Source organism: Acidovorax sp. BLS4 (assembly GCF_032929295.1).
GTDB lineage: Bacteria > Pseudomonadota > Gammaproteobacteria > Burkholderiales > Burkholderiaceae_C > Paracidovorax.
Window position 1 is genome coordinate 2,810,368 of the sequence record NZ_CP136797.1, and the last position, 14,150, is coordinate 2,824,517.

Annotated in this window: 13 protein-coding genes; 3 read left to right on the top strand and 10 right to left on the bottom strand. The window is 67.8% G+C overall.

Annotation, left to right across the window (positions count from 1 at the left end; translation table 11 throughout):
* Positions 1–40: 40 nt before the first annotated feature.
* From R1Z03_RS13020 to tkt, 6 genes are all read right to left on the bottom strand, one after another.
* Positions 41–943 carry an OmpA family protein gene (locus tag R1Z03_RS13020; protein ID WP_284401668.1) on the bottom strand — a complete coding sequence of 301 codons (903 nt, stop codon included), beginning with the start codon at positions 941–943 and terminating at the stop codon, positions 41–43.
* 96 nt (positions 944–1,039) lie between these two features.
* Positions 1,040–1,510, bottom strand: a complete 471-nt coding sequence (locus tag R1Z03_RS13025; protein WP_272566695.1) for a DUF4398 domain-containing protein — start codon at positions 1,508–1,510, stop codon at positions 1,040–1,042.
* Positions 1,511–1,830: 320 nt separating this feature from the next.
* Positions 1,831–2,832 (bottom strand): type I glyceraldehyde-3-phosphate dehydrogenase, encoded by a 1,002-nt coding sequence (gene gap, locus R1Z03_RS13030; RefSeq protein WP_272550521.1) that lies wholly within the window; start codon positions 2,830–2,832, stop codon positions 1,831–1,833.
* 52 nt (positions 2,833–2,884) lie between these two features.
* Positions 2,885–3,679: a hypothetical protein gene (locus R1Z03_RS13035; RefSeq protein WP_284431608.1), complete on the bottom strand. Its 795-nt coding sequence runs from the start codon at positions 3,677–3,679 to the stop codon at positions 2,885–2,887.
* A gap of 14 nt (positions 3,680–3,693) precedes the next feature.
* On the bottom strand, positions 3,694–4,158 hold the full coding sequence (locus tag R1Z03_RS13040; protein ID WP_317351475.1) for a hypothetical protein: 465 nt from the start codon (positions 4,156–4,158) through the stop codon (positions 3,694–3,696).
* A 97-nt stretch (positions 4,159–4,255) separates the two neighbouring features.
* The gene (gene tkt / locus R1Z03_RS13045; protein ID WP_317351478.1) at positions 4,256–6,310 is read right to left on the bottom strand and encodes a transketolase; all 2,055 of its coding nucleotides are present in this window, start codon (positions 6,308–6,310) and stop codon (positions 4,256–4,258) included.
* A gap of 103 nt (positions 6,311–6,413) precedes the next feature.
* On the opposite strand from tkt, the gene speD reads away from it, so the two are divergent.
* Entirely contained in the window at positions 6,414–6,806 is a 393-nt protein-coding gene (gene speD, locus R1Z03_RS13050; protein ID WP_284407352.1) for an adenosylmethionine decarboxylase, read from the top strand.
* Positions 6,803–7,588, top strand: a complete 786-nt coding sequence (locus R1Z03_RS13055) for a nucleotidyltransferase family protein (protein ID WP_317351485.1) — start codon at positions 6,803–6,805, stop codon at positions 7,586–7,588. The genes speD and R1Z03_RS13055 overlap by 4 nt, the downstream gene beginning before the upstream one ends.
* Before the next feature lie 33 nt (positions 7,589–7,621).
* Here R1Z03_RS13055 and R1Z03_RS13060 read toward each other — a convergent pair whose 3' ends face one another.
* The gene (locus tag R1Z03_RS13060) at positions 7,622–8,371 is read right to left on the bottom strand and encodes a hypothetical protein (protein WP_317351488.1); all 750 of its coding nucleotides are present in this window, start codon (positions 8,369–8,371) and stop codon (positions 7,622–7,624) included.
* Between the two features lie 143 nt (positions 8,372–8,514).
* Between R1Z03_RS13060 and R1Z03_RS13065 the strand changes: the two genes are divergently transcribed.
* Positions 8,515–9,906, top strand: coding sequence for an aminopeptidase P N-terminal domain-containing protein (locus R1Z03_RS13065; protein ID WP_317351491.1), 1,392 nt, complete (start codon positions 8,515–8,517; stop codon positions 9,904–9,906).
* 16 nt (positions 9,907–9,922) lie between these two features.
* Here the strand turns inward: R1Z03_RS13065 and R1Z03_RS13070 are convergent, their stop codons facing one another.
* Genes R1Z03_RS13070 through R1Z03_RS13080 form a run of 3 tightly spaced genes read right to left on the bottom strand, consistent with a single transcriptional unit; the run spans position 9,923 to position 13,722 of the window.
* On the bottom strand, positions 9,923–10,738 hold the full coding sequence (locus R1Z03_RS13070) for a DUF4198 domain-containing protein (protein WP_317351494.1): 816 nt from the start codon (positions 10,736–10,738) through the stop codon (positions 9,923–9,925).
* A 20-nt stretch (positions 10,739–10,758) separates the two neighbouring features.
* A complete protein-coding gene (locus R1Z03_RS13075; RefSeq protein ID WP_317351497.1) occupies positions 10,759–11,283 on the bottom strand; it encodes a hypothetical protein in 525 nt (174 codons plus the stop codon).
* 57 nt (positions 11,284–11,340) lie between these two features.
* On the bottom strand, positions 11,341–13,722 hold the full coding sequence (locus R1Z03_RS13080; RefSeq protein WP_317351500.1) for a TonB-dependent hemoglobin/transferrin/lactoferrin family receptor: 2,382 nt from the start codon (positions 13,720–13,722) through the stop codon (positions 11,341–11,343).
* Positions 13,723–14,150 lie beyond the last annotated feature (428 nt).

Here is a 14,150-nt window from a genome sequence, read left to right on the forward strand (position 1 = left end):
GGTCGGTGCGGGCGGTGTCCCGCCCGCGGGTCGCTGGACTTTAACGGCCCTTGAGGTTGCCCTGTGCGTCGGCGATCACGATCTCGACGCGGCGGTTCATGGCGCGGCCTTCGGGCGAGCCGTTCTCGGCCACGGGGTAGGACTTGCCGTAGCCGCGTGCCGTGATGCGGCTGGTGTCCACGCCGCGCTGCACCAGCGCGTCACGCACGGCCTGGGCGCGGCGCTCCGACAGTTCCTGGTTGTAGCTGTCCGAGCCCACGCTGTCGGTGTAGCCCTCGATCAGCAGCTTGCGCTCGGGGAACTGCTTGAGGAAGTTGGCCAGCTTGTCCAGGCGCGGACCGGCCTGGGCCGACAGGTCGGCCTTGTTGAAGGCGAACAGCACATCGCCCAGCGTGACCAGCAGGCCGCGCTCGGTCTGCTGGCCTTCGATCTCGCGCAGCTGCGCTTCGAGCTGGCGCACGCGGTCCTGCGCGGCGCGGGCTTGCGCCTGCTGCTGCGCGGCGAGCTGCTCGGCCGTCATGGCACGGGCCTGGGCGACCTGCGCATTGCGGGCCGAGGCTTCGGCCTCGCGGGTGCGCGCTTCCAGGCGCAGGCGGTCGGTCTCGCTGCCGGCCTGCTTGATCTCGGCGTCCAGGCGGCGGGCCTGGGCCGTGTTCGTGGCGATGGCGGCGCGCTGCGTGGCCAGGTAGGCCAGGTGGTTGGCTTCGGACTCGTCCTTCTCGTCGCGCAGCACATGGTCGGCGCGGGCCAGCGTGTCGGTGGCGGCCTTCAGTTCAAGCTGGGCGTATTGGTTCACAGCCGGATCGGTGGCGGCGCGGTTCACGGCGGAGCGGGCCTGCTCCACGGCCGGCAGCGGGCCGGGCGACGCGCAGGCGGCCAGCAGGCCGGCGGCGAGCAGGGCAGCGGCCAGGGTGGAGGTTCGGCGGAGGTTGGATGACTGCATGGTGGTGTCCTTCAAATCGGGGGGTGGGCGGCCGCGCCGCGGTGGCGCGTGGGTGTCGGCGGCCGGTCAGGGAGGCGGGCCCGAAGGCCCGGTGCCTCAGCGGGCCGGAGGCACGGCACCGGGCATGGGTGCTGGCATGGGGGCGGCCATGGGCACTGGCGCGGGAGGGGGCGGTGGCATGGCACCGGGGACGGGCGGCGCGCGGCGGGTGATTTCGTCCTGCAGCGACTGGATGCTGGTCTTGACCTGCTGCAGCGTAGCGGCGTTGTCCGTGGCTTCGGCCTTCGTCTCGGCCACGCGGGCGTCGGCTTCCGCTTCGGCGGCCAGGCGGCGCGCCCGCGTGTAATCCTTGCTGTCCAGGGCCTGCTGGGCCTGGGTCCACTTGTCACGGGCGCTCTGCAGTTCCACGGGAGCGTTGGCGGCCACCTTGGGCGCGGTGGTCGCGCGGTCCACGGCAGTGCGGCTCACGGCCATCTGCTCGGTGGGCTTGGGTGTGGAGGAGCAGGCGGCAAGCGCGCCCAGCGCCAGCACGGCAGTGGCAGTTCGGATCAAGGTGAAGGTCGGCATGGTGTTTTTCTCCGGACAGGGATGGAATGGCGCTTTGGGGCGGGTCCCGGTGACGGGAGCCCCTGGCGACAGGGTTCCGATTGTTCGGGCTGGGCCTGCCACCCGGCGTAGGCCCATCGCAGCAGGCCGCGTGGGCAATGTCCGACGAAACGTGAGCAATGCATCCGAAAGCAACGGTTGCGAGCGCGTTCCTGCGGATGCCATTCATATTCATGCCGATGGGCGGAGGCGAAGCGGCCAATGGCGGCACAAACCATTCGCCCAAAGAAAAACGCGCCCGAAGGCGCGTTCCGATGGTCCGGCGAGCGGGCGCTGCTGTCTCAGCGGGAAGACACCACGCGCACCATGTCCAGGCACTTGTTGGAGTAGCCCCATTCGTTGTCGTACCAGGACACGATCTTCACGAAGGTGTCGTCGAGGGCGATGCCGGCATCGGCATCGAACACGCTGGTGCAGCTCTCGCCGCGGAAGTCGGTCGCCACCACCTTGTCTTCGGTGTAGCCCAGAATGCCCTTGAGCGCGCCTTCCGACTGCGACTTCATTTCAGCGCAGATCTCGGCGTACGTAGCGGGCTTTTCCAGCTCGACGGTCAGGTCCACCACCGACACGTCGGAGGTGGGCACGCGGAACGACATGCCGGTCAGCTTCTTGTTGAGCGCCGGGATCACCACGCCCACGGCCTTGGCGGCGCCGGTGGAACTGGGGATGATGTTTTCCAGGATGCCGCGGCCACCGCGCCAGTCCTTGTTGGACGGGCCGTCCACGGTCTTTTGCGTCGCGGTGGCGGCGTGCACGGTGGTCATCAGGCCGCGCTTGATGCCCCACTTGTCGTTCAGCACCTTGGCCACGGGGGCCAGGCAGTTGGTGGTGCACGAGGCGTTGGAGATGATGGGCTGGCCGGCGTAGGAATTGCAGTTCACGCCATGCACGAACATCGGCGTGTCGTCCTTGGACGGTGCCGACAGGATGACCTTCTTCGCGCCCGCGTCGATGTGCTTTTGCGCCGTTTCCTTGGTCAGGAACAGGCCCGTGGCCTCGATCACGACGTCCGCGCCGACCTCGTTCCACTTGAGCTGCGCCGGGTCGCGTTCCTGCGTGAGGCGGATCTTCTTGCCGTTGACGACCAGGGTGTTCCCCTCCACCGCGATGGTGCCCTTGAAGCGGCCATGCACCGAGTCGTACTGGAGCATGTACGCCAGGTAGTCGGGCTCCAGCAGGTCGTTGATGCCGACGACCTCGATGTCGGAGAAGTTCTGCACGGCGGCGCGGAACACCATGCGGCCGATGCGGCCGAAGCCATTGATGCCAATCTTGATCGTCATGGAACTATCCTCAGTAAAAAGAAAAGATTGATAAAAAGCCCTTGAATGAACCTCAAGAGCTACCCAGTACGTTGTTCATGAAAAGCTCGCCCTTTCTCGCCGGGAGAATGCTTTTCAGAAAATCGGGCACCCGGGGCGTCAGGCCGCCGCACTCGTTGATGCACGCCGTGTCGGTCATCGCCGAGGTGTCCGGGCTGAGCATGGGCTTGAAGCCCCTGTTCTTGTTGGCGCCCACGGCCCCGTTGCGATCCCAGATGGCCAAAGCCGTGGCTTTGGAGACGGGTTTGGCCATGGCGATCACCTGCGATTTGGTCACGGTGCCGACCGCGATGTGAAAGCCGATCAGGTTGGAAACCAGGTCTTCCTGGCTGAACCCGCTGTCCGTGATGAATTTGGGAAAGTATTCCTGGTAATTTTCGAATTCCAGGCTGACTTCCATGAAGATCGCCAATGCCACGGATTTCTTTTCGTCGGTGGACAGGTGGTGGCGAACGATGTATTCCCGCGATACGCCTGTCGACAGGTTGGCGCCGAACACGCGCTTGCCCATGTCCTGCTTGTACGTCAGCTTGAAGCCAGTGGAAGACTGGTCGGGAAATTTCGCCGCAGGATAGACATTCGAAAGCGCCGGCAGCGTGCAGATCTGCCGAAGGGTGCCCATGCAGTGCCGCACATCCGGACCTCCCGCGTTGATTTCTTTCCAAAGCGCGGAAGCTCCCGTGTGCGCACGGGTGGATTTGGGATCCATATGGCCCAGATCCAGCCAGCCCAGATGGCAGGTGTATACGAGGCCATAGGCTTTCGCCGCGGCTTCGCTCCCGTCCACAATATCTTCGCGCTTGCTCATTCGTCTCCAGCGGATTAATAGTTTTCCAGGAAATCGAGAGTGACTTCTTTGCAACCGCCTGCGTCGGTGATGAATAGGTCAACCGATAAGAAATCCTGCTGCGCGCAAACGAGCGCCAAATGATTTTTGTTGCCCACGCTCTGGATTTCGTCTTTCACTTTGCATGATTTTTTATCGAAAGCGCTTCGATACGATTGCACTAAATCAGCCGAGCTCTTCAGACTGCCGTAGGTGACTGACGAATAAGGGCTGCTCTCGCCGTCACGGCCCTTCCAGCGGTATCTCGGTTTTTGGCATTCGTCCAGAATCTCCACCGATCGAAGGTATTCGGGCGCGCCAAGGCGGTACACGAAAGAACCTCGATCCACCCCGCTGGACTCGAACAATGCACCCGCCATGAAAAGCCCAGCCGCGCCGCAAAGCAGCAGGCCACCTGCAACGGCAGCCATGATTTTGGTAGCTCTGGACGCGCTCTTCATTCCGGCAGGTGGTTCCTGATGTTTTCAAGCGCGGCGGGAGTTTTCTGCCAATCTGGAACAGGTCGGCAGAATCCCCCATCGCGCAGGGTTGGATCGATCAACGTTTGCGCAGCACCGCCTGCACCGTATCGGCCACGTTCTCTTCCGTGAAGCCGAAGTGCTTGAACAGCACCGGCGCCGGGGCCGATTCGCCGAAGGTGTCGATGCCGACCACGGCGGCGCAGCCGTATTTCCACCAGCCGTCGGTCACGCCCATCTCCACCGCGATGCGGGGGATGCCGGCGGGCAGCACGGATTGCTTGTACTTGGTGTCTTCGCGGTCGAAGGTCGTCGTGCTGGGCATGGACACCACGCGCACGGCGATCTTGCGCGTGGCCAGCAGTTGCTGCGCCTTGAGCGCCAGTTGCACTTCCGAACCCGTGGCGATGATGACGGCCTGGGCCTTCTTCTTGATGCCCACGTCGGCCGGCTCGGACAGCACGTACGCGCCGCGGCTGATGTCGCCCAGGTCGCGCTTGGGGGCATAGGCGATGTTCTGGCGCGACAGCAGCAGGGCCGTGGGCTGGGTGCGGTTGGACAGGGCCACGCTCCAGGCGACGGCGGTTTCGGTCGTATCGCCCGGGCGCCACACGTCCAGGTTCGGGATGAGGCGCAGGCTGGCGGCGTGCTCGATCGACTGGTGGGTCGGGCCGTCTTCGCCCAGGCCGATGGAGTCGTGGGTGAACACGTGCACCACGCGAAGCTTCATCAGCGCGGCCATGCGGATGGCGTTGCGGCTGTAGTCGCTGAACGTGAGGAAGGTGCCGCCGTAGGGGATGAAGCCGCCGTGCAGGGCGATGCCGTTCATGATCGCGGCCATGCCGAATTCGCGCACGCCGTAGTTGATGTGGCGCCCGCCGACGCGCACCGTCTCGGCGCCCACGTTCACTTCCACCTGCTGCACGTCGCCGTGTTCGTCGAAGCGCAGGGCCGGCGTGCTCTTGGTGTTGGTGAGGTTGGAGCCGGTCAGGTCGGCGCTGCCGCCCAGCAGCTCGGGCAGTTGCGCGGTGAAGGCTTCCAGGGCCAGCTGGCTGGCCTTGCGGCTGGCCACGGTTTCGCCCTTGGTGTGCATGCCGACCACGGTGTCCACGGCGGTCTGCGCGAAGTGCTTGGGCAGGTCGCCGGCCATGCGGCGGGTGAATTCGGCGGCCAGTTCGGGGAAGGCGGCGGCATAGGCGTCGAAGCGCTGCTGCCATTCGGCTTCGGCCTGGGCGCCGGTGTCCTTGGCGCTCCAGTCGGCATAGACCTCGGCCGGGATCTCGAAGGGCACGTGGCTCCAGCCGATGGCGTTGCGCGTGAGCGTGATCTCGTCGGCGCCCAGGGGCTCGCCGTGGGCCTTGGAGGTGTTCGCGCGGTTGGGCGATCCCTTGCCGATGGCGGTCTTGCAGACGATGAGCGTGGGCTTGTCGGTGGAGGTCTTGGCGCTTTGCACCGCGGCCGCCACGGCCTCGACGTCGTGGCCGTCCACGGGGCCGATCACGTTCCAGCCGCAGGCGCGCAGGCGGGCCGGGGTGTCGTCCACGAACCAGGGAGCGACCTGGCCGTCGATGCTGATGCCGTTGTCGTCATACAGCGCGATCAGCTTGTTGAGCTTCCAGGCGCCTGCCAGCGACAGCGCTTCCTGGCTGATGCCTTCCATCAGGCAGCCATCGCCCAGGAAGACGTAGGTGTGGTGGTCCACCACGGCATGGCCGTCGCGGTTGAATTCCTTGGCGAGCAGCTTCTCGGCCAGCGCGAAGCCCACGGCGTTGGTGATGCCCTGGCCCAGGGGGCCGGTGGTCGTCTCGACGCCGGGCGTGATGCCGTATTCGGGGTGGCCGGCCGTCTTGCTGTGCAGCTGGCGGAAGTTCTTCAGCTCCTGGATGGGCAGGTCGTAGCCCGTGAGGTGCAGCAGCGCGTACAGCAGCATGGAGCCGTGGCCGTTGGACAGCACGAAGCGGTCGCGGTCCAGCCAGTGAGGGTTGGCGGGGTTGTGCCGCAGATGGCGGCCCCACAGCGCGACGGCCATGTCGGCCATGCCCATCGGGGCGCCGGGGTGGCCGGAATTGGCCTGTTGAACTGCATCCATTGCGAGTGCGCGGATCGCATTCGCCATTTGTTGAGAATTGGCCATCAGGGGCGGCTCCGGAAGGGGGCGGTGGGGGAAAACCCGGCATTTTACCGGGGCGGCTCCCGGGGCTCCGTCCCCGGGGCCCGATGCACTACAGTGCAGCCCCATGCAAGGCCTGCACCTCACCGCCGATCTCCAGCAATGCCGCTGCGCGCCGCACTGGCTGACCGATGCTGCCGCGCTGGGCCGCGCCTGCGCCGGCGCCGTGCAGGCGGCCGGGCTGCAGGCCGTGGGGCAGCTGTTCCACACCTTCCCGGCCACCGCGCAGGGGCCGGGCGGCGTGACGGCCACGCTGCTGCTGGCCGAGTCGCACCTTTGCGTGCACACCTGGCCCGAACTGGGTGCGGTCACGCTGGATGTGTACGTGTGCAATTTCGGCGGCGACCATTCGGCCAAGGCCGAGTCGCTGATGGCCGCGCTGCTGGCCTTGTTCGAACCGGCACGGGCGCAGCGGCATGCGCTGCAGCGCGGTGCGGTGGCCCAGGGCGTTGCGGCATGAACGCAGCCGTGCAGACCCCATTGCCGGTCCAGGGAGGCGCGCAGATTCCCGCCATGGTGCTGGCCGCCGGCCGCGGCGAGCGCATGCGCCCGCTGACCGATGCGTGCCCGAAGCCGCTGCTGGCGGTGCAGGGCGTGCCGCTGCTGGAGTGGCACCTGCGTGCGCTGGCCCAGGCGGGCGTGCCACGCGCCGTCATCAACACGGCGTGGCTGGGCGAGCAGATCAGCGAGCGGTTTGGAGGTCATTTCGGCCTTCAGGGCAATGAATCCGCCGGCAGCCTGCTATCGATTTCATACTCGCACGAAGGCCGCGATTTCGGTGGTGCGCTGGAGACCGCCGGCGGCATCGCGCGGGCGCTGCCGCAGTTGGGGCCTGTCTTCTGGCTGGCGGCGGGCGATGTGTTCGCGCCCGATTTCGTGTTCGCGGCCGATGCCGCGCAGCGCTTTGCCGCCAGCACCGCGCTGGCCCACCTGTGGCTGGTGCCCAACCCGGAGCACCACCCGCGCGGGGACTTCGGCCGGTCGGACGCCGGCTTGGCGCTGAACCTGCCTGCCGACAGCACCGCGCCGCGCTACACCTACAGCACCCTCGCACTGCTGCGGGCGGAGTTGTTCGGCGCGCCCTGGTGCGATGTGCCCGCCGGCAATCCGACGGGGATCAGCGCCGCGCTGGCACCGCTGCTGCGCCGGGCCATGGACGCAGGCCGCGTCACCGCATCGCTCTACACCGGCCGCTGGACCGATGTGGGCACGCCGCAGCGGCTGGCGCAGCTCAACCGCTGAGGGGTCGGGGCGGCCTTTTTCGGCGCTTTGCGATCACTGGGCTGGTGCGGTGCCGCCGTTTGCGGGCTGCACGGCAATGGGTGGCGCCGCCTCGCAGTTGCGGAACAGCCATTGGCTGGGCAGAAAGCGCGCGGCGGGGCCGTCCGGTGGCGGCTTGCCCACCTCCGCCGGCACGTCGTAGGGAATGTGCGGCACCTGGAACACGGCCATCTGGCCCTTCTTGCAGGCCAGCGCGGGCACCAGCTTGTTGGCCACCCAGCCCTGGCTGGACGCGTCGTAGCGGTAGAGCGGGCCGATGCGCTGGTCCTGCGCCAGCTCCACGCGCAGCGGGTTGACCTGCAGCGCGCTGGCCCACACCCCGGCCACCAGCACCGGCTGCGAAAACCGCACCGCTTCCAGCCCATGCAGCGCCACGGGGCGCGACGGCTCGCCCTTGTCGAACGGGTCCTGGCGGTTGACCAGGCTGCCGGCTGGAATCAGCAACTCGCCGTACTGGAAATCCTGCGCCAGCGCGAAGCGCTCGCGGCTGGCGCGGTGCACGGCGCCGTCCTTCCATTCCTGACGCTCGCTGTGCGACAGGTACAGGCGCAGCCCCAGCCATGCGTTGCACAGCAGCGCCACGCCGCACAGCACCAGCAGGGCCCGGCGCGACAGCACCAGCTTTTGCGGCACATCGACCCACAGGGCATAGGCGCCGTAGCCCAGCAGGGCCACCGTCAACCCCAGGCCCAGCAGCGGCAGGAAGGTCGTCAAAATGAACTGCAGCGGGGCGAAACCGGACATGCGCGATCCAGGAGAGGGGGAGCCCGCCATTCTCGAACGCTTTGCGGGCACCGCCGGGGCGGCGCGTGCCTGCAGTGATTCGAAATGTAATTTGCCCAGCGGAATTGCAAATGCTCCCCAGCCGATGCCCTGAGAATGCCTGCATGAGCCCACAGAACTCCCTCTATGCCCAGCGCCGCGCCCGCCTTGCTTCGATGCTCGGCGAAGGCGGCATCGCCATCGTGCCCACCGCCCCGGAGCGCCCGCGCAACCGCGACAGCGACTTCCTGTACCGGCACGACAGCTATTTTTACTATCTCACCGGCTTCACCGAGCCGGGCGCCTGCCTGGTGATCACGGCGCAGGGCCAGAGCACGCTGTTTTGCCAGCCCAAGGACCTGGAGCGCGAGATCTGGGACGGCTACCGCCTGGGCCCCGAGGCCGCCGTGGGCACGCTGGGCGTGGACGCCGCGCACTCGGCCGCCGTGCTGGAGTCGCAACTGCCCCGCCTGCTCGAAAACCGCACCCGGGTCTGGTACCCATTCGCCATCCACACCGGCCTGGCCGCGCGCGTGGAGGGCTGGCTGAACCAGGTGCGCGCACGGGTGCGCTACGGCGCGCTGTGCCCGGCGCAGCAGGACGACCTGTGCACGTTGCTCGACGAAATGCGGCTGGTGAAGGACGCGCACGAGCAGGACACCATGCGCCGTGCCTCGGCCATCAGCGCCCAGGCCCACATTCGCGCCATGCAGCGCAGCGCGCGCATGCTGCGCGCGGGCGAGGACGTGCGGGAGTACCACCTGGACGCCGAACTGCTGCATGCCTTCCGCGAAGCCGGCTCGCAGTGCCCGGCCTACAACTCCATCGTCGCCGCCGGCGCCAATGCCTGCGTGCTGCACTACCGCGCCGACGCCGCCCCGGTGCGCGACGGCGAACTGGTGCTGATCGATGCGGGCTGCGAACTCGACGGCTACGCCAGCGACATCACGCGCACCTTTCCCGCCAACGGCCGCTTCACCGGGCCGCAGCGCGCGCTGTACGACCTGGTGCTGGCCAGCCAGGACGCGGCCATCGCGGCGACGAAGGCCGGCGCCCGCTTCAACGACCCGCACGACGCCACGGTGGCCGTGCTGGCGCAGGGCATGCTGGACCTGGGCCTGCTCGACAGGAACACCGTGGGCACGGCGCAGGACGTGATCGACAGCCGCGCCTACTTCCAGTTCTACATGCACCGCACCGGCCACTGGCTGGGCATGGACGTGCACGACTGCGGCAGCTACGTGGAGCCGTCCGAGGTCGGGCAGGTCAGCGAGCGCAAGGACCCGCTCTCGGGCGAGACCATCGCCAACCGCCCCAGCCGCATCCTGCGGCCCGGCATGGTGCTGACGATCGAGCCGGGCCTGTACGTGCGCCCGGCCCCGGGCGTGCCCGAGGCCTTCCATCATCTGGGCATCCGCATCGAGGACGACGCCATCGTCACCGACGGCGGCTGCGAGCTGATCACGCGCGGCGTGCCGGTGAAGGCGGACGAGATCGAGGCGTTGATGCGGGGCTGACGCCCCTCACCGCGCGCTACGGGGCCAGCACCCGGAAGGTCAGCGTGTAGTTGTGGCCGTACATCGGGGCCGCCGCGCCTTGCGGCGCGGGCGCACGGTGGCGCACCAGGGCCAGGTACACGCCGGGCTGTGGCGGCACGTAGTGGATGCGGCCTTGCGCATCGGTCTTCAGGCTCTCGGCGCTGTGCTGGCTGGCGAGGTCCATCGCCGAGCGGTAGAGGTCCACTTTCTGCCCGGCCAGCGGCTGGCCGTCGAACTGCACGGCGAAGTCGAAGGCTTCCTTGGCGAACAGATCGCTCGGGTGCGTGGCGGGCACGATCTCCAGCCCCTTGCCCGAGCCCGCCAGCGCGGCCCGCGTGGGGGTCCCCGCGGTCACATAGGCCTCGGAGATGGATAGCGACTGGTAGTGGCTCAGCAGCCTGGCGCCGGACGGCATCGGCGTGGCGGGGTCGCGTGCCACCTCGACCTTGCCGCCGTGCTCCCAGCTGCGAAAGATCGCGCCCAGGCGCGGGCCGGTGCTGAGCCGGTACGTGCCCTTGGCACCGGGCAGCTTCTGCTCGGCCACGGTGCGCGTCTTGAACTGGCGCACATCGCCGAACGGCAGCGTGCCGCCATCGGGCGTGGTGATGGCAAAGCGCGTGTCGCCGAACGCCACGTCAGGCAGGAAGAACTTCTCGGTGAAGCCGGCGTCCACGCTGACGTTGGAGCCGGGCTCGATGTCGAAGCTCGCGGGCAGCAGGTAGGGCGTGTGGGCGCGGGCCAGGCCGCAAAGGCCCAGGGCCAGCGCCAGGCCGGCGCGCCGCAGCCACGGCAAGAGAGGGGCGGTGTGCATGGCAGGCATGGATGGCGGCCTCAAGGCTTCTTGGCGTCGGCGGCATTGACCACGCCGTCGCCGTTGGTGTCCGCGCCTTTGAAGGTCCGGTCGGCGATGGCGAGTTCTTCGTCCTCGGTCAGGCGGCCATCCTTGTTCTTGTCCAGGATGCCAAATCGCACATGGGCCTGCTGGATCGACGCGGCGTGGGCCGCGTCGGGCGGGCGCTTCTGGACGGCGTACTGCTGCTGCAGGCGCCCCTCGAACTCGGCCACGTATTCGGCTTCGCTGAGCCAGCCGTCCCGGTTGGTGTCGGCAGCCGCGAAGCGCTGCTTGCGCACCGCGTTGTACTCGGCGCGGGTGACCTGGCCGTCCTGGTTGGCGTCGTAGCCACCGATGAAGGCGGCATTGCCGTGGCCGCCTGCCGGCCGCGCCGGGCCGTCGCCGGCAGGGGCCGATGGGGCCGCGCAGGCCGCGAGCAGTGCCGCCACGCTGGCGGCGGTGGCGATGCCGGCCCGGCGGATGGCGCGAGGACGGTGGGAAAAGAGGGACAGTGGGTGTGGCATGGGAAGACTCCTGTGGAATGGGGAAAAAGAAGGCCGGCTGAGGCCGGCGCGGGCGGATCAGAACGCGACGGACATCGACACCGCCACCGTGCGGCCGGCATGGGTGAGCAGTTCGATGTCGCGCTGGTCGCGCGCCACCGAAGGCTGCAGGCTGCGGGCGCTGGCGTAGTCCCAGTAGCGCTTATCGGTCAGGTTGTAGATGCCGGCCTGCAGGCGCACGCTCTTGTTCACCTGCCAGTAGCCGCTCAGGTCGAGCACGGAATAGCCGGGCACGCGGAACAGCTGGGTGGTGGCGTCGGTGAGCGCCGCGCCCGCGTTGGTGTAGCTGTCGCGGTTGGTGGCCTCTGCCCGCTTGGCGGCCACGAAGGTGCCGGTGACGTTCACGCCCCATTGCTTCATGGGCGCGTCGTAGCCCACGCCGACGATGGCCTTGCGTGGCAGCACGGAGTCGAGCGCCACATCCTTGTCGCCGGCGTAGTGCGACCGCGACGTGCCCTTGCTCAGGCCCACCGCCCAGGTGGTGTACAGGCCGCGGGCCGCCGGGCTCCACTGGCCGTGTTCCAGGCGTGCGCTCAATTCGAGGCCGTAGATGGTGGCTTCGTCGCGGTTCTCGGCCTGGTAGATGGTGCCGATGTGCGCAGGCACGTTCGTGAACAGGCTGGGCGCGCTGGCGCGCGTGTAGCGGGTGTAGGCGATGAAATCGCGGTAGCGCGTGTAGAAGACCGAGCTGTTGAGCGTCACGCCGTCGGCCGGCGATCCCTTGACGCCCACCTCGAACGCGTTGCTCGACTCTTCCTTCAGGTCGCGGTTGCCGATCAGCGCGTACTGGTTGCCCGTGGCGTAGTTGCTGGCCATGTTCCACGAGCCGAAGATCTCGCCCGGCGACGGCGCGCGGCCGCTGCGCTTGTACTGCGCATACGTGATGAAGCGCGGCGCGAGGTCATAGGTCAGGCCCAGGCTGGGGCTCCAGAGGGTGGTGGAGGGCGCATTGCCGTACAGGCGCCTCACGTCCTGCTCGGTGAGCACGCCGGAGACGAAGTTGCCGAGGTTGCGGGTCTGGATGTCGATGCGGTCCACGCGCAGGGCGGGAATCACGGCAAGCCGCTTGCCGCCCGCATCGAAGGCGATGTCGTCCTGGAGAAAGGCGCCCAGGCGCCGGGTGGTGGTGTCGGGCTGGGGCTTCATGTAGCCCGCCACGTTCCAGGGGCGGTCCACGTCCTGGGTGGAGGCATTGGCGCCGAAGCTCAGCTGGTGCCGGCCGATGCGTTTGTCCGCCGTGGTGGACGCCCCCCAGGTGCGGGTCTGGTTCTCGGAAAGATTGCGCACCAGGGCGCCGGTGGCCAGCGTGGTGGTGTCGGTCGCGTCCGTGGTGCCCGTGTCCTGGAAGTACAGGCGGGTGTCCGCGTGGTCCACCCAGGCATTGCGCGGCGTCCACTGGTGGGTCAGCTGCAGCGTGTTGCGCTCCGTGTCGCTGGCCTGGCGGGACTGCTCGGTGATGGCCGTGTTGGTGGTGTTCCACCCGTGGAAGAAGGTGTCATTCTTGCGGCGGTACAGGTCGGCCGAGAGTTCCAGCCGGTTGCTGCCGTCCACGCGCAGGCCGCCCTTGAGCAGCAGGGCGTCCGAGTGCCAGTCGTCGGGGTAGCTGTTCACCACGTCGCTGTGGTTGCGCGCCGCGTGGCCGTCCCGGCGCGAATAGGCGATCAGGCCATCGAGGTCGCCGCTGCGGGCGGCGCCGGTGAAGCTCTCGTTCCATGCTCGGTCGGCCGAGTCGTAGCCGATCTTGGCGCCCAGGTACGAGGTCCGGTCGCCCCGCAGGTAGTCGCTCGCCGATTTGGTCTTGAAGCTCACGGCGCCCCCGATGCCACCGGCGGAGCGCTTGGCGGAGGTGGTGCCGGACAGGATGTTGACCGAGGAAAACATCTCGGGGTCGATGAAGTCGCGTCCGATGCCGAAGGTGTTCGCGCCCACGCGGCTCACGTAGGGGCGGGTGGTGGCATCGGGCATTTCCACGCCGTCCACGTCCATGCCCACGCGGTTGCCTTCGATCCCGCGGATGTTGTAGCCCGTCGTGCCGGAGCGGTCGAAGCTGCTGCGATTGCGGGTGGTGCCCGCAGCGGTGCCCGGGGCCGAGACCAGCGGCTGGTTGCGCACCACGTCCTTCATGCTGCCAGCCTGCTCCAGTGCCTCGCCGCTGACGACGGTGGAGGTGCCCGGACTGCGTTCGGCCTCGTCCACCACGTCCACCTGCGGCAGCAGTGCCGTCCTCACGGCGCCTGGGGTGCCGGTGCCGGAGCCCTGTCCCCACGCCGGCGCGGCAGGGGCGGCGAGGACCGCCAGGAGCGCAGCACCCGCCAGCGGGCGAAGGGCATGCGGAATGGGGGCGAAGCGCAGGGCGCCGTGCGCAAGAGAAACAGGCCGGAGGTGCAGGCAGTGAACCATGGAGTGCGTCGAAAAGGGTTGTCTGCTGGATACCCTCTCGCGCGGTCTGAACACTGCCGATCGCGGCACCGTCGTCCCTGCAGGTTGTCTGGCTCACGGCGCACATTGTCACACAAATGAGAATATTTCTCATTTGCGTTGGTGCATTGAATGGAAGGATTCCACGCTGCGCGATGCACCTTGCGGCCTGATGGAATCGACGGCTCGGCGGGGGGGCCATGATCCGGCGCGCCTGCCAAGGTTCAATGTCGCGCGTTCCTGTCAACTTTGTTTTTCGCAACCCGGCCAATCGCTTCGCTTGTCGAGGCATGTGGCGCCTTCGCACATTCAACGATGGAACGGCCGGCACATTTTCAGAGACGACTGCCGGCTGGTGTAAAGGGCACCAAATCCGCATGTCGCGCGGAAATATATAAGCGATAACGGTT

Bases quoted from the DNA above. Each gene is read 5' to 3' on its own strand.
- speD (WP_284407352.1), top strand. From the start codon at position 6,414: ATGCAAGGCCTGCACCTCACCGCCGATCTCCAGCAATGCCGCTGCGCG.
- R1Z03_RS13040 (WP_317351475.1), bottom strand. From the start codon at position 4,158: ATGAAGAGCGCGTCCAGAGCTACCAAAATCATGGCTGCCGTTGCAGGT.
- R1Z03_RS13020 (WP_284401668.1), bottom strand. From the start codon at position 943: ATGCAGTCATCCAACCTCCGCCGAACCTCCACCCTGGCCGCTGCCCTG.
- R1Z03_RS13070 (WP_317351494.1), bottom strand. From the start codon at position 10,738: ATGCACACCGCCCCTCTCTTGCCGTGGCTGCGGCGCGCCGGCCTGGCG.
- R1Z03_RS13080 (WP_317351500.1), bottom strand. From the start codon at position 13,722: ATGGTTCACTGCCTGCACCTCCGGCCTGTTTCTCTTGCGCACGGCGCC.
- R1Z03_RS13035 (WP_284431608.1), bottom strand. From the start codon at position 3,679: ATGAGCAAGCGCGAAGATATTGTGGACGGGAGCGAAGCCGCGGCGAAA.
- gap (WP_272550521.1), bottom strand. From the start codon at position 2,832: ATGACGATCAAGATTGGCATCAATGGCTTCGGCCGCATCGGCCGCATG.
- R1Z03_RS13065 (WP_317351491.1), top strand. From the start codon at position 8,515: ATGAGCCCACAGAACTCCCTCTATGCCCAGCGCCGCGCCCGCCTTGCT.
- R1Z03_RS13075 (WP_317351497.1), bottom strand. From the start codon at position 11,283: ATGCCACACCCACTGTCCCTCTTTTCCCACCGTCCTCGCGCCATCCGC.
- R1Z03_RS13025 (WP_272566695.1), bottom strand. From the start codon at position 1,510: ATGCCGACCTTCACCTTGATCCGAACTGCCACTGCCGTGCTGGCGCTG.
- R1Z03_RS13060 (WP_317351488.1), bottom strand. From the start codon at position 8,371: ATGTCCGGTTTCGCCCCGCTGCAGTTCATTTTGACGACCTTCCTGCCG.
- R1Z03_RS13055 (WP_317351485.1), top strand. From the start codon at position 6,803: ATGAACGCAGCCGTGCAGACCCCATTGCCGGTCCAGGGAGGCGCGCAG.
- tkt (WP_317351478.1), bottom strand. From the start codon at position 6,310: ATGGCCAATTCTCAACAAATGGCGAATGCGATCCGCGCACTCGCAATG.